An 18,523-nucleotide genomic window follows, 5' to 3' on the forward strand; every position below is an offset into this window, starting at 1 on the left:
GATTGTGGGAGCGGGCTTGCCCGCGAATGCGCCGTGTCAGGCGACATCGATGTCCTCTGACAGACCGCGTTCGCAGGCAAGCCCGCTCCCACAGGGGTGTTGCGTGACCGCTTACTGAACGGTCGGAGCCTCGCCGGCTTCCTGCATGCGCTGCACTTCCTGCGCGTACAGGGCGTCGAAGTTCACCGGAGCCAGCATCAGGGCCGGGAACGAACCGCGGGTCACCAGGCTGTCCAGGGCTTCGCGGGCGTACGGGAACAGGATGTTCGGGCAGAACGCGCCCAGGGTGTGGCTCATCGAACCCGCATCCAGGTTCTTGATCAGGAAGATGCCGGCCTGCTGCACTTCGGCGATGAACGCCACTTCCTCACCGTTCTTCACGGTCACCGACAGGGTCAGCACGACTTCGTAGAAGTCGCCTTCCAGGGCCTTCTGGCGGGTGTTCAGATCCAGCGCGACGCTCGGGTCCCACTGCTGGCGGAAGATCGCCGGGCTTTTCGGGGCCTCGAAGGACAGGTCGCGCACATAGATGCGCTGCAGGGAGAATTGCGGTGCGGTTTCTTCTTCGCTGGCTGCAGTGTTCTGTTGGTCAGTCATCTCAGATCCTTTCTGATCTCGGGTCTTTTAGGGTTCTTGTTTCGGCGAAGCGTGCAGCAGTTCAGGCCTTGAGCAGCGCGTCGAGCTTGCCGGCGCGCTCCAGGGCGTACAAATCGTCGCAACCGCCGACGTGCTTGCCGCCGATCCAGATCTGCGGCACGGACGTGCGCCCCGCCTTCTGGGCCATCTCGGCGCGCACCTGCGGTTTGCCATCGACCTTGATCTCATCGAAGGCCACGCCTTTGCTCGCCAGCAAATGCTTGGCCCGCGAGCAGTAGGGGCAGTAATCGCTGGAATAGACGACGACGTCACTCATGTCACTTCACCAGCGGCAGGTTGTCGCCTTTCCAGCTGGAGATGCCGCCGGACAGCTTGGCGGCGGTGAAGCCGGCCTTCATCAGTTCGCGGGCGTGGGTGCCGGCGGTCTGGCCCAGGGCATCGACCAGGATGATGGTCTTGGCCTTGTGCTTCTCCAGCTCGCCGACGCGGGCGGCCAGCTTGTCCTGGGGGATGTTCACGGCACCGACGATGTGGCCGGCGGCGTATTCCTTGCTCGGACGGATATCCACCACCACGCCCGCTTCCTTGTTGACCAGCGCGGTCAGCTCGCCGGTGCTCAGGCTCTTGCCGCCGCCCTGCATCGTGTGGGCGATCAGCAATGCCAGCAGTACGACGAAGATACCGACAAGAATGTAGTGGTTAGTGGCAAATTCAATCAGGTGAGCAACCATCGAAGGAGGTTCCAGGGCATTAAAATGTCGGCCAGTATACACAGCCGGTATGGTGGGCCAAACCCCGTCCGGCGGTGACGCCGGCGGAACTTGGCTTTAAACTCCTACTCCCTTTTTCATCGCTTCCTCTAACTTTCGCCAGAGTGGATTCCATGACTACCACGCCCAAACCTTTGGTCCTGATGATTCTCGACGGCTTCGGTCACAGCGACAGCCCCGAGTCCAACGCCGTCTACGCGGCCAGGAAGCCTGTGCTGGATCGCCTGTGGGCCACGGTGCCGAACGGCTTGATCTCGGGCAGCGGCATGGACGTCGGCCTGCCGGACGGCCAGATGGGCAACTCCGAAGTCGGCCACATGAACCTGGGCGCCGGCCGCGTGGTGTACCAGGACTTCACCCGTGTGACCAAGGCGATCCGCGACGGCGAGTTCTTCGAGAACCCGGTCATCTGCGCCGCCGTGGACAAGGCCGTGGCCGCCGGCAAGGCCGTGCACTTCATGGGCCTGCTGTCCGACGGCGGCGTGCACAGCCATCAGGACCACCTGGTGGCGATGGCTGAGCTTGCCTTCAAGCGCGGCGCCGAAAAGATCTACCTGCACGCCTTCCTCGACGGCCGCGACACCCCGCCCAAGAGCGCCCAGTCGTCCATCGAACTGCTCGACGCGACCTTCCAGGCCCTCGGCAAGGGCCGCATCGCCAGCCTCGTCGGCCGCTACTACGCGATGGACCGCGACAACCGCTGGGATCGCGTGGCCGCCGCCTACAACCTGATCGTCGACGGCCAGGCCGAATTCCACGCCGCCACCGCCCAGGAAGGCCTGCAGGCCGCCTACGAGCGCGGCGAGAGCGACGAGTTCGTCAAGGCCACCACCATCGGCGAGCCGGTGAAGGTCGAGGACGGCGACGCTGTGGTGTTCATGAACTTCCGCGCCGACCGCGCCCGCGAGCTGTCCCGGGTGTTCGTCGAAGACGGCTTCAAGGAATTCGACCGCGCCCGCCAGCCGAAACTGGCCGGCTACGTGATGCTGACCCAATACGCCGCCAGCATCCCTGCGCCGTCGGCCTTCGCCCCCGGCAGCCTGGACAACGTGCTGGGCGACTACCTGGCGAAAAACGGCAAGACCCAACTGCGCATCGCCGAAACCGAGAAGTACGCCCACGTGACGTTCTTCTTCTCCGGCGGCCGCGAAGAGCCGTTCCCCGGCGAAGAACGCATCCTGATCCCGTCGCCGAAGGTCGCCACCTACGACCTGCAGCCTGAGATGAGCGCGCCGGAGGTCACCGACCGCATCGTCGAGGCCATCGAGCAGCAGCGCTACGACGTGATCGTGGTCAACTACGCCAACGGCGACATGGTCGGCCACAGCGGCGTGTTCGAGGCGGCGGTCAAGGCCGTGGAATGCCTGGACACCTGCGTCGGCCGCATCGTCGACGCCCTGGAGAAGGTCGGCGGCGAGGCGCTGATCACCGCCGACCACGGCAACGTCGAGCAGATGGCCGACGAATCCACCGGCCAGGCCCACACCGCCCACACCACCGAGCCGGTGCCGTTCATCTATGTCGGCAAGCGTGACCTCAAGGTGCGCGAAGGCGGCGTGCTGGCGGACGTGGCGCCGACCATGCTCAAGCTGCTGAACCTGGAGAAGCCGGCGGAAATGACCGGCACCTCGATCCTGGTCTGACCCCGGCCACGGAACACCGCAAGACCCTGTGGGAGCGCGCTGGCCCGCAATGGCGACCTGACAGCCAACAGCTATGTTGAATGATCGGACGCCATCGCGGGCCGGCCCGCTCCCACAGCCGTTCATGGAGTTTTCGAAATGGATTCGGCCCGGACGCCCGCTCCAGTTATCACACAACCCCATTTGGGCGTTTTTTTTGCAGCGTCGGGCGGGCATACTAGGCCGTCCCTTACCCTGGTGCCGCCCGCCCCTATGCTTCGCCTCCTGATCGCCCTCGCTCTGACCTGCCTGCTCCAACCGGCCTTCGCTGACGAGCGCGCGCAAACCCAACAGCAGTTGGACGCCACGCGTCAGGACATCGCCGAGCTGAAGAAAATGCTGGGCAAGCTCCAGGAAGAGAAGTCCGGCGTGCAGAAAGAGCTCAAGGGCACCGAGACCGAGATGGGCAAGCTCGAAAAAGAAGTCGACGCCCTGCAGAAAGAGCTGAAGAAAAGCGAATCCGAGCTGCAACGGCTCGATGCGGAGAAAAAAAAACTCCAGAGCGCGCGCACTGAACAGCAGCGACTGATCGCCATCCAGGCCCGGGCGGCCTACCAGAACGGCCGTCAGGAGTACCTCAAGCTGCTGCTCAACCAGCAGAACCCCGAGAAGTTCGCCCGCACCCTCACCTATTACGACTACCTGAGCCAGGCCCGCCTGGAGCAGCTGAAGAATTTCAACGAAACCCTGCGCCAGCTGGCCAACGTCGAAAAGGACATCGGCCTGCAGCAAGCGCAGCTGCTGGTGCAGAAGAGCGACCTGGACACCCGGCGCGACGAGCTCGACAAGGTGCGCAAGGAACGCCAGCAGATCCTGGCCAAGCTCAACGACGACGTGAAGGCCCGGGACCAGAAGCTCGCGGCCCGCGAGCAGGATCAGGCAGACCTGTCTAAAGTCCTTAAAACCATTGAGGAAACCCTGGCCCGCCAGGCCCGAGAGGCAGAAGAAGCGCGGCAGAAAGCGCTGATCGCCCAGCAGGAAGCCGAAAAAAAGCGGTTGCGTGAGGCCCAGGCAGCGGCGGACGACAGCGATGCCCCGCGCAAGCCGGCCCGGCCGACGCCCGGCGCGCTGGTCTCCAGCAGCGGCGAAACCTTCGGCGGCCCGTTTGCCGCCACCCGGGGAAAACTTCCGTGGCCGGTCGATGGTCGACTGTTGGCGCGCTTCGGCGAAACCCGCGGCGACGACGCCCGCACCAAGTGGGACGGCGTGATGATCAGCGCCTCCGCCGGCAGCCAGGTGCATGCCGTGCACGGCGGACGCGTGGTGTTCGCCGACTGGCTGCGGGGTGCGGGCCTGCTGGTGATCCTCGATCACGGCAACGGTTTTCTGAGCCTTTACGGCCACAACCAGACGCTGCTCAAGTCGGCGGGCGATGTGGTCAAGGCCGGCGAGTCCATCTCCACTGTGGGCAACAGTGGCGGCCAGGACACGCCGGCGCTGTATTTCGCAATTCGTCAGCAGGGTCACCCCAGTGATCCGGCGCAATGGTGCCGCGCGCAAGGATAAGCGCGCCGCCTAATTCAGGAGTCCGTTCGACATGCTGCATCTGTCCCGCCTTACCTCGCTGGCCCTGACGATCGCCCTGGTGATCGGCGCGCCCCTGGCGTTCGCCGCCCAGCCGGCCCCGGCCGTCGCTCCGGCAGGCACCGCCGCCACCGCCAAGGCACCGCTGCCGCTGGAGGAGCTGCGCACCTTCGCCGAGGTCATGGACCGGATCAAGGCCGCCTATGTCGAGCCGGTGGACGACAAGACCCTGCTGGAGAACGCGATCAAGGGCATGCTCAGCAACCTCGACCCGCATTCCGCCTATCTGGGGCCTGAAGACTTCGCCGAACTGCAGGAAAGCACCAGCGGCGAATTCGGCGGCCTGGGCATCGAGGTCGGCGCCGAAGACGGCTTCATCAAGGTCGTGTCGCCGATCGACGACACCCCGGCGTCCAAGGCCGGCATCCAGGCCGGCGACTTCATCGTCAAGATCAACGGCCAGCCGACCCGCGGCCAGAGCATGACCGAAGCCGTGGACAAGATGCGCGGCAAGATCGGCCAGAAGATCACCCTGACCCTGGTGCGCGACGGCGGCACGCCGTTCGACGTGACCCTGGCCCGCGCGGTCATCCAGGTCAAGAGCGTCAAGGCGCAGCTGCTCGAATCCGGCTACGGCCTCATCCGCATCACCCAGTTCCAGGTCAAGACCGGCGAGGAAGTCTCCAAGGCCCTGGCCAAGCTGCGCAAGGACAACGGCAAGAAGCTCAACGGCATCGTCCTCGACCTGCGCAACAACCCGGGCGGCGTGCTGCAGGCGGCGGTGGAAGTGGTCGACCACTTCATCACCAAGGGCCTGATCGTCTACACCAAGGGCCGGATCGCCAACTCCGAGCTGCGCTTCTCCGCCACCGGCAAGGACGAAAGCGAAGCGGTGCCGATGGTGGTGCTGATCAACGGCGGCAGCGCCTCGGCCTCGGAGATCGTCGCCGGCGCCCTGCAGGACCAGAAGCGCGCCGTGGTCATGGGCACCACCAGTTTCGGCAAGGGCTCGGTGCAGACCGTGCTGCCGCTGAACAACGACCGGGCGCTGAAGATCACCACCGCGCTGTACTTCACCCCCAACGGCCGCTCGATCCAGGCCCAGGGCATCGTGCCGGACATCGAAGTGCGCAAGGCCAAGATCACCAACGAGGCCGACGGCGACTACTTCAAGGAAGCCGACCTGCAGGGCCACCTGGGCAACGGCAACGGCGGCGCCGACCGTCCGAGCGGTTCCGGCGGCAAGGCCAAGGCGATGCCGCAGGATGACGATTACCAGTTGGCCCAGGCCCTGAGCCTGCTCAAAGGGCTGAGCATCACCTCCGGCCGTTGAGGATGGGTCTGCGCTTCATCCTCGTCCTGTTGTGCTGCCTGGCGGGCGCCGCTCACGCGGAGTCTGCCGGGCCGGTGCCCCACAAGGCCTACCTGAGCCTGATCATCGACGACCTGGGGCAGAGCCTGCCCCGGGATCGCCGCGTCCTCGCCCTGCCCGGCCCCGTGACGGCGGCGATCATGCCGGACACCCCGCACGCCACCGAATTCGCCCGCGAAGCCCACCGCGCCGGCAAGACCGTGATCCTGCACATGCCCATGGATCCGGCCACCGGGCCGTTCGCCTGGCACCCCGAACTGCCTGTCGAAGAACTGGCCCGGCGCCTCGACGCCGCCTTCCGGCAGGTGCCCTACACCGCCGGCATCAACAACCACATGGGCAGCCGCATGACCGCGCAGCCGGCGGCCATGGCGTGGCTGATGGAGGAATTGCAGCGCCGCCACAAGTTCTTCGTCGACAGCCGCACCAGCGCCCAGACCGTGGCGGCGCAGCAGGCGCAGAAGATCGGCCTGGCCAGCGTCTCGCGGGATGTGTTCCTCGATGACGAACGCACCGAGGCCGCCATCTTCACCCAGTTGCAGACGGCGATCAGCCTGGCGCGCAAACAGGGCTCGGCGGTGATGATCGGCCATCCGTATCCCCAGACCCTGGCCGTGCTGGAGCGCGAACTGCCCAAGCTCAAAGCCCAGGGCATCGAGTGGATCGACATCCGCCAGATGATCAGCATGCGCGGCAACCGCGCCACGGCGGCCCACGGCAAGGACGGCGTCTACCGCTGAACCGTCTTGCCCGCGCGATACCCGGCTACCGCCAGACGTCCCCCGCGATTCCCGATAGTGAAGCCTGCAACAGGCCGCGGCCCCCTTGGGTCGCCTTTCACCATCAGGACCTTTCATGAACACACACGAAGACACCGCATTGCCGACCCGGCCAATGCAACCCCTGCGATTCGACAACCTGCTGATCAACTTCGCGACCGAGTTCTACCGGGTCTGGGACACCCGGGGCTCACGGGCCAAACCCGCCGCCTTCTGGCGCCCTGCGCCGGCCCCGGACCTGCTGCCCGGCTATTTTCCGCTGGGCGATGTGGTCGCCACTGACTTCGACAACATCAACGGCAAACGCGTAGTGGCCGTGGTCTGCGAAGCGGATGCGCACACCAAGGATCCGGCTCAAGCCAACGCACTGAGCCAGCCTGTGGACTACGAGCTGATCTGGAACGACAAGGGCACGAAATCGAAGATAGACGGCGCGCTGTGGCGCCCGATTCCTGCGCAAGGCTACGTCGCGCTGGGATCGGTGTGCACCAACGATCACGAAAAGCCTTCGCTCAACGCCGTCCGCTGCGTGCGGGCCGACCTGGTGATCGCATCGCGGGTCGACGAGCTGATCTGGAACGACAAGGGCAGCGGCTCCAGGCACAAATTCAGCGCCTGGCGCATCACGCCGCCCCATGCCCCGTCCGGGGAGATCCACCTGGCGCCCGGCACCTTTGCCGCCGACGGCAGCTACGACCGGCCGGAGCTGGGCAGCGTGGCCTATTCGTTGCGCCTGCCGGTTCCGCTTCAGGTCAGCCCCCAGCCGACAGCGCCCCAACTGACCGGAGAGCCGCCGGCCCCGCCGGTGGAGCCGGCCAAGCTCACCCACACGGCCAGGCTGCCCTGGTTCACGGTCAAGGATCCCTTGCTGTCGCCCCTCGAACAGCTGCGCCGCTCGCCCAGCTACCGACTGGAAAGGACGGATCAGTACATGCTCATCGGCTATGGCCACAACACGGAAAGCCAAGGCAGGACGTTCAGATGGACCGCGCCCCGCGCGCAAAGGGCCGAGCACCTGCGAGCATTCGCGGAACTGACGACGGTTGAGTTCGGCCGCCAATGGCCGACGGCGGAGCCGGCACCTTTGCGGTTTTCGGCGAGGCTGGACGAAGACTTCGTCCAGTGCGGCGCGCAAGCGAACGAGTGGCCCAATGACCGTCCCCTTGATGTCATCACGCTCGCCGCCGGGCAGAAATCCATCGCGGTCTACCTGGTGCAGAGCAACTTCACGCTGCTGCGCGAAGACGGCACGCCGGTGACCGACACCGTCAGCTACACCGATGGCAACCGCTTGCACCTCTGCGAACACTCGCCGCAAGAGACGGTGTTCGTCTGCCCTCCGATCCCGTCGCCGGTTCCTGCGCCGGCTCCTGCTCCGGCGGACAAGCCGGCCACCGAACAGCCCTCGCCGGCAGATGTTACGGACGTGACGGACGTTACAGATACCGTCCCATGATCTCGTCGACCACGCCGTCCTTGCGCATCTGATCCAGGGCGGCCTGGAGCCGGGCGACCGTTTCGTCCGGCACTTCCTTGTTCAGCGCCAGGTACAGCTGGGCGCTGTTGAAGCGCAGCACGGTCTTGAGGCCGGTCACGCCGTCCTGGCGGGCCAGGTAGCGCCCGGCAGGGTCGCCGGTGGCCCACAGGTCGATCTGGCCGTTCACCAGTTTCTTCGCGTTGTCCTGATCGCGCAGCACCACGGTCGGCTTCAGGCCTTGCTTGGTCAGGGTCTCCGCGATCGCATCGCCTTTGTAGGCGCCGATCTTGTACTTGCGCGCGTCGTTCAGGGTTTCGAGGGTGATCTTGCTGTCAGCCCGGGCCAGCATGATCCAGTCGTCCGGGCCGATGGGGCCGACCCATTTGAACAGCCGTTCGCGGTCAGGCAGCCGCGCCATCACGAACGCACCGTAACCGGGATTCTCCAGCGCCAGCTTGTAGACCCGCTCCCAGGGGAAGCGCAGGGTCAGGCTGTAGGTGAGGCCGGCCCGCTTGAACATCTCGCGCACGATGTCCGTGGCGATGCCGTCGATGTTCTCGTCCTGGGCGAAGTTCTTGCCGTTCTTCGCCATGTTGTACGGCGGGAAGTTTTCGGTGAGGAGCACCAGACCGGTGTCGGGACTGTCCTCGGCCCGGGCCGTGTTGAACAGCAACACCGAAGCGCTGGCGAGGACGAGAAGCAGGCGTTTGATCATGTCGGGCTACCGGAATCCATGGCGTGTTCAAGAGTGCCCTGAGCACGCCATGCTGTCCACTGGCCTGTACGGCTTAGCGCATCACGATGCCGCGATGGGCCATGTAGGCCTTGGCTTCCTGCACGGTGTATTCGCCGAAGTGGAAGATGCTCGCCGCCAGCACCGCGCTGGCGTGGCCTTCGAGGATGCCGTCGGCCAGGTGCTGCAGGTTGCCGACGCCGCCGGAGGCGATCACCGGGATGTTCAGGGCATCGCTGATGGCACGGGTCACGCCCAGGTCGAAGCCGTTCTTCATGCCGTCCTGGTCCATGCTGGTCAGCAGGATCTCGCCGGCCCCCAGGCCTTCCATCTTCTTCGCCCACTCGACCGCGTCGAGGCCGGTCGGCTTGCGGCCGCCGTGGGTGAAGATCTCCCAGCGCGGGGCCTCGCCCGGGCCGGACACCTTCTTGGCGTCGATGGCGACGACGATGCACTGCGAGCCGAAGTGCTCGGCCGCTTCGCCGACGAATTCCGGGTTGAACACCGCCGCGGTGTTGATCGACACCTTGTCGGCGCCGGCGTTGAGCAGGTTGCGGATGTCCTGCACGGTGCGCACGCCGCCGCCCACGGTCAGCGGGATGAACACCTGGCTGGCCATGCGCTCGACGGTGTGCAGCGTGGTGTCACGGCCGTCGACGCTGGCGGTGATGTCGAGGAAGGTGATCTCGTCCGCGCCCTGCTCGTCGTAGCGGCGGGCGATCTCCACCGGGTCGCCGGCGTCACGGATGTTTTCGAACTTCACGCCCTTGACCACCCGGCCGTTGTCCACGTCCAGGCAAGGGATGATGCGTTTGGCCAGCGCCATGGTCAGTCCTCAGCCTTTGTACGAATCGCAGAAGGCCTGGGCCTCTGCGACGTCGAGGGTGCCTTCGTAGATCGCCCGGCCGGTGATGGCGCCGATGATGCCCGGCGCTTTCGCGTCGAGCAGCGACTTGATGTCACCCAGGTTGTGGATGCCGCCGGAGGCGATCACCGGGATCTTCGTGGCTGCTGCCAAGGCGGCGGTGAACGGCACGTTGCAGCCCTGCATCATGCCGTCTTTGGCGATGTCGGTGTAGACGATGGCGGACACGCCGTCGGCTTCGAAACGCTTGGCCAGGTCGATCACCTGCACGCTGCTGACTTCGGCCCAGCCGTCGGTGGCGACGAAGCCGTCCTTGGCGTCGAGGCCGACGATCACCTTGCCCGGAAACGCACGGCAGGCCTCGGCGACGAACTCAGGCTCCTTCACGGCCTTGGTGCCGATGATCACGTAGCTCACGCCGGCCTTGACGTAGTGCTCGATGGTTTCCAGGGAGCGGATGCCGCCGCCGATCTGGATCGGCAGGTTCGGGTAGCGCTTGGCGATGGCGGTGACCACTTCGCCGTTGACCGGCTGGCCTTCGAAGGCGCCGTTCAGGTCGACCAGATGCAGACGGCGGCAGCCGCCCTCCACCCACTTGGCAGCCATGCTCACCGGGTCATCGGAGAACACCGTGGAATCTTCCATGCGGCCCTGGCGCAGACGTACGCAGGCACCGTCTTTAAGATCGATAGCGGGAATAATCAGCATCTGGCAAACCTTCAGATTTGAATGTTCAGCTTGGCTCGGGAATCAGTTTTTCTCGAGCGCCCACAGGTCGCTTTCGATGCTTTCAAACCGCTCCTTGAGGTGGGTCTGCACATCGAAGATCGCCCTGTTGTAATAGTGCGGTGCGATTTCACGGGTAAACAGGTCAAGAATCTCCGCCGCCTCGAACGAACCCAGGTCCAGTTCGAAACGGTCCTCCATGAACCGCTGGATCTTGCGGCTGGCCTCACTCTCCTGTTCGGGCGTGAGGGTGAGGATCGGCGGTTTCTTCTTGACGGCCATTTACCAGCGACCGTCCCACGCCGCGAAGTTCTGCAGCAATTGCAGGCCGTGGGTATGGCTCTTCTCGGGGTGGAACTGCACGGCGAAGCGCGAGCCTTCGGCCAGCGCCGCCGCGAAATCGACGCCGTAATGGCCGCTGCCCACCACCTGCCGCGCGTTGCCGGCAGCGATGTAGTAGCTGTGCACGAAGTAGAACCGCGCCAGGTCCGGAATGTTGTGCCACAGCGGGTGATCCACCGACTGCTTCACTTCGTTCCAGCCCATGTGCGGCACCTTCAGGTGCTCGCCGTCCTCATGCAGGTCCTTGCCGAAGAACTTCACCGCGCCCGGGAACAGGCCGATGCAGTCGACGCCGTCGTTCTCTTCGCTGGTGTCGAGCAAGGCCTGCATGCCGACGCAGATGCCGAGGAACGGACGGTCCTGGCTGACCTCGCGCACCAGCGAATCGAACCCCAGGCGACGGATCTCCGCCATGCAGTCGCGGATCGCGCCGACGCCGGGAAACACCACCCGGTCGGCTTCGCGGATCACGTCCGCGTCGCTGGTGATCAGCACCTTGCCGGCGCCGACGTGCTCGAGGGCCTTGGCCACCGAGTGCAGGTTGCCCATGCCGTAATCGATAACCGCCACTGTCTGCATTACAGCACGCCCTTGGTCGATGGCATCTGCCCGGCCATGCGGTCGTCCAGTTCCACGGCCATGCGCAGCGCGCGGCCGAAGGCCTTGAACACGGTCTCGATCTGGTGGTGGGTGTTGTGCCCGCGCAGGTTGTCGATGTGCAGGGTGACGTTGGCGTGGTTGACGAAGCCCTGGAAGAATTCCTGGAACAGGTCGACGTCGAAGCCGCCGACGGTGGCGCGGGTGTACGGCACGTGCATCTGCAGGCCCGGACGGCCGGAGAAGTCGATCACCACGCGCGACAGCGCTTCGTCGAGCGGCACGTAGGCGTGGCCGTAGCGGCGGATGCCTTTCTTGTCGCCGATGGCCTGGGTGAACGCCTGGCCGAGGGTGATGCCGACGTCTTCGACGGTGTGGTGGTCGTCGATATGCAGGTCGCCCTTGCACTCGATGTCGAGGTCGATCAACCCGTGACGGGCGATCTGATCCAGCATGTGCTCAAGAAAAGGCACGCCGATATCGAATCGGGCCTTTCCGGTGCCATCAAGGTTGATCGAGGCTTTGATCTGGGTTTCCAGAGTGTCGCGCTCGACAGACGCCTTACGTTCGGCCATCACCAGCTCCGCAAAATCATTGGGCGAAAAAGGCAGCCATTATAGGGGCGCGGGCGGGAAACAGAAACACAGGAGGTGAGATGACTGACGGACAGGACGCCCGGCTGTCGCGGGTAGACATGTCCATACAAGCCATTGCGGATGCGGGACAGGTCGGCGTAGCGAGGGAGCTTGCTCCCGCCGGGGTGCGCAGCGGCCCCAAACGGTCTGCGGCCGAAGCGGGCGCGGACTCTTCGCCACAAGAGCCCGCGCCCGCCCGGTGGATACGGCGCTTAGTGGAACAGCACCGCCGTCTTCTGCAGGGTCACCCACACGCCCCACGCCAGCGGAATGCCCACCGCCAGCCACGCGGCGATCGCCAGCGGCTTGCTGCCCGGCGCGGCTTTCCACTCAAGCACGGTGGTGGCGTCGGCGCCCTTGTCGTGGCCCAGCGCCTGTTCGGCGGCCAGTTCGGCGTCGGTCATGAAGTACTTGTCGGCCACCGGACGCACCAGCAGGTTGCACAGGAACCCCAGCACCAGCAGGCCTGCGAGGATGTACAGGGTGATGTCGTAGGCGGCGGCGCGCTCGACGCCGATGCTCAACTGGTACTCGCGCAGGTAGTTCACCAGCACCGGGCCGAGCACGCCGGCAGCGGCCCAGGCGGTCAACAGGCGACCGTGGATCGCGCCGACCATCTGCGTGCCGAACAGGTCGGCCAGGTAGGCCGGAACGGTGGCGAAGCCGCCGCCGTACATCGACAGGATGATGCAGAACGCCGCCACGAACAGCGCGACGTTGCCCAGGTGGCCGAGGTTCGGGATCAGCGCGTACAGGGCAAAGCCCAGGGCGAAGAACACGAAATAGGTGTTCTTGCGGCCCAGGTAGTCCGAGAACGAGGCCCAGAAGAACCGGCCGCCGATGTTGAACAGGCTCAGCAGCCCGGTGAAGCCGGCGGCGATCGCGGCGATCGAAGCCAGTTGCGAAGCGTCGAGCTGGCCGAACGGCAGGTCGTTGCCCAAAAGCTTGCCGCCGAACACTTCCTGCAGCAGCGGCGAAGCCATGCCGAGGATGCCGATGCCGGCGGAGACGTTCAGGCACAGCACCAGCCACACCAGGCGGAACTGCGGGGTTTTCCAGGCCACGTTCACGTGCACGTGACGGTGGGTGATCATCGCGTTCGACGCTTTCTTCGCCGGCGCGGTCCAGCCTTCAGGCTTCCAGCCGGTCGGCGGAACGCGGTAGGCCAGGGCACCGCCGATCATGAACACGAAGTAGATCGCGGCCATCGCCACGAAGCTCTGCCAGACGCCCACGCCTTGCGGCGAAGCGAAGTGGCTCATCAGCGCGGTCGCCAGCGGAGCGCCGACCATCGCGCCGCCGCCGAAGCCCATGATCGCCATGCCGGTGGCCATGCCGCGCTTGTCCGGGAACCACTTGATCAGGGTCGAGACGGGCGAGATATAGCCCAGGCCCAGACCGATGCCGCCGATCACGCCCGAACCGATCCACATCAGCCAGATCTGGTGGGTGTAGATGCCCAGCGCAGAGATCAGCAGACCGCCGCACCAGCACAGCGCCGACACCACGCCGGCCTTGCGGGGGCCTGCGTGTTCGAGCCAGCCGCCCCAGATCGCCGCCGAGCAGCCGAGGAAGATGAAGAACAGGGTGTAGATCCAGCCGAGCATGGAGATCGGCCAGTCGCACTGCGAAGAGAAGACCTGTGCGATGAAGCTCATGTCCGGTGCGCAGGCCACCGGCGCGGTGATGCCCAGCGCCTTGGACAGCGGCAGCCAGAACACCGAGAAACCGTAGGCCATGCCGATGCACAGGTGGATGGCCAGCGCGGCCGGTGGAACCAGCCAGCGGTTGAAGCCGGGCTTGGCGATGATGCGTTCCTTGGACAGGAACGCGGGCTCGGCGGCGCGAAGGCCGTCCGCCGTGATGCTCGTGCTCATTGTGTATCCCCCAATTATTAGAATGGTTCGCCAGCCACTGCTCACCCTCGGCCTTGATGCACGCAGGCATGACCGTTGTTTTGGGGTGAAGCTCCTTGATGGCGCGACGTTAAGTCGCAGAAGGACGGACGAACGGGCGAAGGTTACCATTTGCAGGTGACAGAAAAACCAAACTGACATCACCTTTTTCACGTCATCTGATCTCGTATCACTCAGGAAAACCCCATGCCGATCATTGTCCAAGCGCTGAACGCCGCCGATTCCCGCGATCGGGAGGATTTAGAGAAGATCTACCGCGATGCGCCGCCGTGGCTGTTCGCGCCGTTTTCCGGGGCTTTGCAATTGACCGAAGAGGCCCTGGCCGACGGCACGCTCATCGCCGGGCGCTTCAATGACCGCCTGCTGGGCGCGGCACGTCTGCGACCCCAGGGCAGCGTCTGGTACTTGTCCCATTTGTGCGTCAGAAAAGTCACCCGCCGTCGTGGCGTTGCCGAGCGGTTGGTGAACGAAGCGCGGAAAATGGCGTCGCAAGCGGGGGCCCAATTGCGCCTGCAGGCCCCGGCCGGCCATCTCGAGGCCCAGGCGCTGGCGGCCAAGCTGCACCTGCCGCTGGACGTGCTGCCCGCGTGAAGCCACACCAGCCGGAGGGCATGCGGCGCTATACTCCCCGGCTAAATTACGAATTCGACTAACACAAGGACTCGCCCATGAAAGCGTTCGGCAAAATCCTGGGTCTGGTGCTTCTGGGTCTGTTGCTGATCATCGTGGCGGCAGGCTTTGCCCTGACCCACTTCTTCGATCCCAACGACTACAAGGACGAAATCCGCCAGATTGCCCGCGACAAGGCCCACATCGAGCTGACGCTCAACGGCGACATCGGCTGGAGCCTGTTCCCGTGGCTCGGCCTGGAACTGCACGAGGCCAGCGTCGCGACCCTGGCCAAGCCTGCCGAACCGTTCGCCGACCTGCAGATGCTCGGCCTGTCCGTGCGCGTGCTGCCGCTGCTGCGCCGCGAGGTGCAGATGAGCGACGTGCGCGTCGAAGGCCTGAACCTGCGCCTGAGCCGCGACAAGACCGGCCACGGCAACTGGGAAGACATCGGTAAGGTGCCGGCGCCCGCCGGCAGCACCCCGCCGCCTGCGCCAGGCACGACCGCCGCCGAAGCGCCGGCCCAGCCGGAAAAGCCGGCGCAGCCGATCCGCCTCGACATCGACAGCCTCACCGTCAACAACGCCCGCGTCGAATACAACGACGAGCAGACCGGCAAGCAGTTCAGCGCCGAAAGCATCCAGTTGAGCACCGGCGCAGTGCACGATTCGACCAACATTCCGGTGAAGGCCACCGCGTTCCTCGGCACCAACCAGCCGGTGCTGCGCGTGCGAACCGAACTCAACGGCGAACTGCGCTTCGAGCGCGCGCTGCAACGCTACAAGTTCGAAGACCTGAAGCTGAGCGGTGAGCTGGCCGGCGACCCGCTGCAGGGCAAGACCGTCACCTTCGCCGCCCAAGGCCAGATGCTGCTGGACAAGGCCGCGAACGTCGCCGAATGGACCGGCATCAAGATCTCCGTGAACCAGTTGCGCGCCTTGGGCGAGCTCAAAGCCAACGACCTCGACAAGACGCCGCAGATCAGCGGCGGCATCTCCATCGCCCAGTTCGACCTGGCGAAGTTCGTCGACAGCATCGGCCAGACCCTGCCGGCCATGGCCGAAGGCAGCCTGAGCAAGGTCGAGCTGGTCAGCCGCGTCTCGGCCACGCCGACCAGCGCGGCGTTCGACAACATCAACCTGAAGCTCGACGACAGCAGCTTCAGCGGCCGCATCGCCGTCGAGGATTTCGCCAAGCAATCGCTGCGGGCGATCCTCAAGGCCGACACATTCAACGTCGACCGCTACCTGCCGCCCAAGTCCGCCCAGGCCAGCAGCGCCGCCCAAGTGCGCCAGGCCGAAGTCGCCAGCACCGAGGCCGACGCCATGGCCGGCGCCGGCTCCACGCCGCTGCCGGAAAAACCGAGCAAGAGCGCCTGGAGCACCGAGCGCCTGTTCCCGGTTGAGCGCCTGGGCAAACTTGACATGGACGCCGACCTGACCTTCGGCCAACTGACCCTGGACAAGCTGCCGATCCAGAACGCCGCGCTCAAGGCCACCGGCCAGGGCGGCCTGCTCACCCTGGAGAACCTGCGCGGCGAGCTGTTCAACGGCGACTTCGAAGCCAAGGGCACCCTCGACGTGCGCCCGAGCGCGCCGGTGCTGAACCTGCAGACCCGGATCAACCGCGTCCCGGTGGAGAAGATCCTCGAAAGCCAGGGCAAGAACCCGCCGGTCAAAGGGCTGGTCAACCTCACCGGCAATTTCACCGCCAGCGGCAACAGTCAGCAGGCGCTGGTCGAGACCCTCAACGGCAACGCCGGGTTCGTGATCAACAACGGCGTGCTGCTCAACGCCAACCTGGAACAGCAACTGTGCAAGGGCATCGCCACCCTCAACCGCAAGACCCTCAGCGGCGAGCCGCGGGGCAAGGACACCCCGTTCCAGGAGCTCAAGGGCAACCTGACCTTCCGTAACGGCTTGGCCAGCAACCCGGACCTGAAGGTGCGTATCCCCGGCATGACCGTCAACGGTGACGGCGACGTGGATCTGCGGGTGCTGGGCATGGACTACCGCGTGGGCATCATCGTCGAGGGCGACACCAGCGCCATGCCGGATCCGGCCTGCCAGGTCGGCGAGAAGTTCGTCGGCGTCGAATGGCCGCTGCGTTGCCGCGGGCCGCTGGAGCTGGGCGCCAAGGCTTGCCGGGTGGACAACGAACGGCTGGGCCAGGTCGCCAGCAAACTGGCCGGCGACCGGATCAGCGAGAAGATCGACGAAAAACTGGGCGACAAGGTCAGCCCTGAACTGAAGAACGCATTGAAGGGGCTGTTCAAGCGATGAGAGCGGAGCAGTTTTCAACGGCGGTGCTGGACTGGTACGACCGCCACGGCCGCCACGACCTGCCTTGGCAGCAGGGCATCAACCCGTACCGGGTATGGGTGTCGGAAATCATGCTGCAGCAGACCCAGGTCAGCACCGTGCTCAACTACTTCGACCGCTTCATGGCCGCGCTGCCCACGGTGCAGGCGCTGGCCGAGGCGCCGGAGGACGAAGTGCTGCACCTGTGGACGGGCCTGGGCTACTACACCCGCGCCCGCAACCTGCAGAAGACCGCGAAGATCGTCGTCAGCCAATACGGCGGCGAATTCCCGCGGGATGTGGAGAAGCTCACGGAGCTGCCGGGCATCGGCCTGTCCACCGCCGGGGCGATCGCCAGCATCAGCATGGGCCTGCGCGCGCCGATCCTCGACGGCAACGTCAAACGGGTGCTGGCGCGCTTCACCGCCCAGGAAGGCTACCCGGGCGAACCGAAGGTGGCCAAACAGCTGTGGGCCGCCGCCGAGCGCTTCACGCCCCAGGATCGGGTCAACGCCTACACCCAGGCGATGATGGACCTGGGCGCCACCCTGTGCACCCGCAGCAAGCCGAGCTGCCTGCTGTGTCCGCTGGAGAAAGGCTGCGAAGCGCACATGCTGGGCCTTGAGACCCGCTACCCGATCCCCAAGCCGCGCAAGGCGATCCCGCAGAAGCGCACGCTGATGCCGATGCTGAGCAACGGCGAGGGCGCGATTCTGCTTTACCGCCGTCCGTCCACCGGGCTGTGGGGCGGCCTGTGGAGCCTGCCGGAGCTCGACGGCCTCGACGACCTGCAGCACCTGGCCGACCAGCATTCGCTGGCGCTCGGCGAACAGCAGGCGCTGCCCGGCCTCGTCCACACCTTCAGCCACTTTCAGCTGTCCATCGAACCCTGGCTGGTGCACGTCCAAGAGACCGGCCATCACGTGGCCGAGGCCGACTGGCTCTGGTATAACCTCGCCACCCCGCCGCGCCTGGGCCTCGCCGCCCCGGTCAAGACCTTGCTCGAACGCGCGGCCGCCGTATTGAATGCAGGAGTGTCGCCATGACCCGTACCGTAATGTGCCGCAAATACAAAGAACAGCTCGAAGGCCTGGAGCGTCCTCCGTACCCGGGGCCCAAGGGCCAGGACATCTTCGAGCACGTCTCGGCCAAGGCCTGGGCCGACTGGCAGAAGCACCAGACCCTGCTGATCAACGAAAAGCGCCTGAACATGATGAACGCCGAAGACCGCAAATTCATCCAGGGCGAAATGGACAAGTACTTCTCCGGCGAGGAATACGCCAAGGCCGAAGGTTACGTTCCGCCTGCCGAATAACCCGCCGCAACGGGGCCGGAACGTAAGCGACGGAATAATTTAAAATTTTTTTGAAAACTTGCTTGACGCCCCCCTGAAAAACCCGTTTAATGCGCCCCGTTGCCCAGATAGCTCAGTCGGTAGAGCAGGGGATTGAAAATCCCCGTGTCGGCGGTTCGATTCCGTCTCTGGGCACCACATACCGAAAACCCTGAATCGAAAGATTCAGGGTTTTTTTATGCCCGTGATTTGCTGAAGGCTGGTTTAAGCCGCATCAATCGCGGTACTTTGGCCGCCCCTTACGG

General features: G+C 65.2%; 19 protein-coding genes and 1 tRNA gene. 10 read left to right on the top strand and 10 right to left on the bottom strand.

Annotation, left to right across the window (positions count from 1 at the left end; translation table 11 throughout):
• Window positions 1-111 precede the first annotated feature (111 nt).
• The 3 genes from secB to CAG29_RS17695 all read right to left on the bottom strand — a co-directional run bounded on the left by secB (window position 112) and on the right by CAG29_RS17695 (window position 1,328).
• Window positions 112-597 carry a protein-export chaperone SecB gene (gene secB / locus CAG29_RS17685; RefSeq protein WP_085581809.1) on the bottom strand — a complete coding sequence of 162 codons (486 nt, stop codon included), beginning with the start codon at window positions 595-597 and terminating at the stop codon, window positions 112-114.
• Window positions 598-658: 61 nt separating this feature from the next.
• Window positions 659-913 carry a glutaredoxin 3 gene (grxC, locus tag CAG29_RS17690; protein WP_085581811.1) on the bottom strand — a complete coding sequence of 85 codons (255 nt, stop codon included), beginning with the start codon at window positions 911-913 and terminating at the stop codon, window positions 659-661.
• Between the two features lies 1 nt (window position 914).
• Window positions 915-1,328: a rhodanese-like domain-containing protein gene (locus CAG29_RS17695; RefSeq protein WP_085631986.1), complete on the bottom strand. Its 414-nt coding sequence runs from the start codon at window positions 1,326-1,328 to the stop codon at window positions 915-917.
• A gap of 152 nt (window positions 1,329-1,480) precedes the next feature.
• Here CAG29_RS17695 and gpmI point away from each other — a divergent pair, with 152 nt between their 5' ends.
• The 5 genes from gpmI to CAG29_RS17720 all read left to right on the top strand — a co-directional run bounded on the left by gpmI (window position 1,481) and on the right by CAG29_RS17720 (window position 8,180).
• Entirely contained in the window at window positions 1,481-3,010 is a 1,530-nt protein-coding gene (gpmI, locus tag CAG29_RS17700) for a 2,3-bisphosphoglycerate-independent phosphoglycerate mutase (protein WP_085581815.1), read from the top strand.
• 252 nt (window positions 3,011-3,262) lie between these two features.
• Window positions 3,263-4,555 carry a murein hydrolase activator EnvC gene (locus CAG29_RS17705; protein ID WP_085694886.1) on the top strand — a complete coding sequence of 431 codons (1,293 nt, stop codon included), beginning with the start codon at window positions 3,263-3,265 and terminating at the stop codon, window positions 4,553-4,555.
• A gap of 31 nt (window positions 4,556-4,586) precedes the next feature.
• Entirely contained in the window at window positions 4,587-5,906 is a 1,320-nt protein-coding gene (locus tag CAG29_RS17710) for a S41 family peptidase (protein ID WP_085581819.1), read from the top strand.
• Window positions 5,907-5,908: 2 nt separating this feature from the next.
• Entirely contained in the window at window positions 5,909-6,685 is a 777-nt protein-coding gene (locus CAG29_RS17715) for a divergent polysaccharide deacetylase family protein (protein ID WP_085694887.1), read from the top strand.
• 115 nt (window positions 6,686-6,800) lie between these two features.
• Window positions 6,801-8,180 (top strand): Vps62-related protein, encoded by a 1,380-nt coding sequence (locus CAG29_RS17720; RefSeq protein ID WP_085694888.1) that lies wholly within the window; start codon window positions 6,801-6,803, stop codon window positions 8,178-8,180.
• Here the strand turns inward: CAG29_RS17720 and CAG29_RS17725 are convergent.
• The 7 genes from CAG29_RS17725 to CAG29_RS17755 form a co-directional block, all read right to left on the bottom strand.
• Complete coding sequence (locus CAG29_RS17725) at window positions 8,161-8,916, bottom strand: ABC transporter substrate-binding protein (RefSeq protein WP_085581826.1); 756 nt, start codon at window positions 8,914-8,916, stop codon at window positions 8,161-8,163. The two genes, CAG29_RS17720 and CAG29_RS17725, sit on opposite strands and share 20 nt — an antisense overlap.
• Window positions 8,917-8,989: 73 nt before the next feature.
• Entirely contained in the window at window positions 8,990-9,760 is a 771-nt protein-coding gene (gene hisF, locus CAG29_RS17730; RefSeq protein ID WP_085581828.1) for an imidazole glycerol phosphate synthase subunit HisF, read from the bottom strand.
• A gap of 9 nt (window positions 9,761-9,769) precedes the next feature.
• Window positions 9,770-10,507, bottom strand: a complete 738-nt coding sequence (hisA, locus tag CAG29_RS17735; RefSeq protein ID WP_085581830.1) for a 1-(5-phosphoribosyl)-5-[(5-phosphoribosylamino)methylideneamino]imidazole-4-carboxamide isomerase — start codon at window positions 10,505-10,507, stop codon at window positions 9,770-9,772.
• A gap of 42 nt (window positions 10,508-10,549) precedes the next feature.
• Window positions 10,550-10,807, bottom strand: coding sequence for a DUF2164 domain-containing protein (locus tag CAG29_RS17740; protein ID WP_085581832.1), 258 nt, complete (start codon window positions 10,805-10,807; stop codon window positions 10,550-10,552).
• Window positions 10,808-11,446, bottom strand: a complete 639-nt coding sequence (gene hisH, locus CAG29_RS17745) for an imidazole glycerol phosphate synthase subunit HisH (protein ID WP_085581846.1) — start codon at window positions 11,444-11,446, stop codon at window positions 10,808-10,810.
• Window positions 11,446-12,039: an imidazoleglycerol-phosphate dehydratase HisB gene (gene hisB, locus CAG29_RS17750; RefSeq protein ID WP_085581847.1), complete on the bottom strand. Its 594-nt coding sequence runs from the start codon at window positions 12,037-12,039 to the stop codon at window positions 11,446-11,448. The genes hisH and hisB overlap by 1 nt, the downstream gene beginning before the upstream one ends.
• Before the next feature lie 272 nt (window positions 12,040-12,311).
• On the bottom strand, window positions 12,312-13,976 hold the full coding sequence (locus tag CAG29_RS17755; RefSeq protein ID WP_085581848.1) for an OFA family MFS transporter: 1,665 nt from the start codon (window positions 13,974-13,976) through the stop codon (window positions 12,312-12,314).
• A 225-nt stretch (window positions 13,977-14,201) separates the two neighbouring features.
• On the opposite strand from CAG29_RS17755, the gene CAG29_RS17760 reads away from it, so the two are divergent.
• The 5 genes from CAG29_RS17760 to CAG29_RS17780 all read left to right on the top strand — a co-directional run bounded on the left by CAG29_RS17760 (window position 14,202) and on the right by CAG29_RS17780 (window position 18,416).
• Entirely contained in the window at window positions 14,202-14,606 is a 405-nt protein-coding gene (locus CAG29_RS17760) for an acetyl-CoA sensor PanZ family protein (RefSeq protein ID WP_085581849.1), read from the top strand.
• 77 nt (window positions 14,607-14,683) lie between these two features.
• Window positions 14,684-16,906, top strand: a complete 2,223-nt coding sequence (locus CAG29_RS17765) for an AsmA family protein (protein WP_085694889.1) — start codon at window positions 14,684-14,686, stop codon at window positions 16,904-16,906.
• A complete protein-coding gene (mutY, locus tag CAG29_RS17770) occupies window positions 16,903-17,970 on the top strand; it encodes an A/G-specific adenine glycosylase (RefSeq protein ID WP_085694890.1) in 1,068 nt (355 codons plus the stop codon). The genes CAG29_RS17765 and mutY overlap by 4 nt, the downstream gene beginning before the upstream one ends.
• Window positions 17,967-18,239, top strand: coding sequence for an oxidative damage protection protein (locus CAG29_RS17775; protein WP_085631971.1), 273 nt, complete (start codon window positions 17,967-17,969; stop codon window positions 18,237-18,239). The genes mutY and CAG29_RS17775 overlap by 4 nt, the downstream gene beginning before the upstream one ends.
• Before the next feature lie 101 nt (window positions 18,240-18,340).
• Window positions 18,341-18,416, top strand: a tRNA-Phe gene (locus CAG29_RS17780).
• Window positions 18,417-18,523: the final 107 nt, after the last annotated feature.

This window comes from Pseudomonas sp. B7(2017), from assembly GCF_002112745.1.
Taxonomy (GTDB): domain Bacteria; phylum Pseudomonadota; class Gammaproteobacteria; order Pseudomonadales; family Pseudomonadaceae; genus Aquipseudomonas; species Aquipseudomonas ekonensis.

Coding starts and splice junctions, on each gene's coding strand:
- secB (WP_085581809.1), bottom strand. CDS start 597: ATGACTGACCAACAGAACACTGCAGCCAGCGAAGAAGAAACCGCACCG.
- grxC (WP_085581811.1), bottom strand. CDS start 913: ATGAGTGACGTCGTCGTCTATTCCAGCGATTACTGCCCCTACTGCTCG.
- CAG29_RS17695 (WP_085631986.1), bottom strand. CDS start 1,328: ATGGTTGCTCACCTGATTGAATTTGCCACTAACCACTACATTCTTGTC.
- gpmI (WP_085581815.1), top strand. CDS start 1,481: ATGACTACCACGCCCAAACCTTTGGTCCTGATGATTCTCGACGGCTTC.
- CAG29_RS17705 (WP_085694886.1), top strand. CDS start 3,263: ATGCTTCGCCTCCTGATCGCCCTCGCTCTGACCTGCCTGCTCCAACCG.
- CAG29_RS17710 (WP_085581819.1), top strand. CDS start 4,587: ATGCTGCATCTGTCCCGCCTTACCTCGCTGGCCCTGACGATCGCCCTG.
- CAG29_RS17715 (WP_085694887.1), top strand. CDS start 5,909: ATGGGTCTGCGCTTCATCCTCGTCCTGTTGTGCTGCCTGGCGGGCGCC.
- CAG29_RS17720 (WP_085694888.1), top strand. CDS start 6,801: ATGAACACACACGAAGACACCGCATTGCCGACCCGGCCAATGCAACCC.
- CAG29_RS17725 (WP_085581826.1), bottom strand. CDS start 8,916: ATGATCAAACGCCTGCTTCTCGTCCTCGCCAGCGCTTCGGTGTTGCTG.
- hisF (WP_085581828.1), bottom strand. CDS start 9,760: ATGGCGCTGGCCAAACGCATCATCCCTTGCCTGGACGTGGACAACGGC.
- hisA (WP_085581830.1), bottom strand. CDS start 10,507: ATGCTGATTATTCCCGCTATCGATCTTAAAGACGGTGCCTGCGTACGT.
- CAG29_RS17740 (WP_085581832.1), bottom strand. CDS start 10,807: ATGGCCGTCAAGAAGAAACCGCCGATCCTCACCCTCACGCCCGAACAG.
- hisH (WP_085581846.1), bottom strand. CDS start 11,446: ATGCAGACAGTGGCGGTTATCGATTACGGCATGGGCAACCTGCACTCG.
- hisB (WP_085581847.1), bottom strand. CDS start 12,039: ATGGCCGAACGTAAGGCGTCTGTCGAGCGCGACACTCTGGAAACCCAG.
- CAG29_RS17755 (WP_085581848.1), bottom strand. CDS start 13,976: ATGAGCACGAGCATCACGGCGGACGGCCTTCGCGCCGCCGAGCCCGCG.
- CAG29_RS17760 (WP_085581849.1), top strand. CDS start 14,202: ATGCCGATCATTGTCCAAGCGCTGAACGCCGCCGATTCCCGCGATCGG.
- CAG29_RS17765 (WP_085694889.1), top strand. CDS start 14,684: ATGAAAGCGTTCGGCAAAATCCTGGGTCTGGTGCTTCTGGGTCTGTTG.
- mutY (WP_085694890.1), top strand. CDS start 16,903: ATGAGAGCGGAGCAGTTTTCAACGGCGGTGCTGGACTGGTACGACCGC.
- CAG29_RS17775 (WP_085631971.1), top strand. CDS start 17,967: ATGACCCGTACCGTAATGTGCCGCAAATACAAAGAACAGCTCGAAGGC.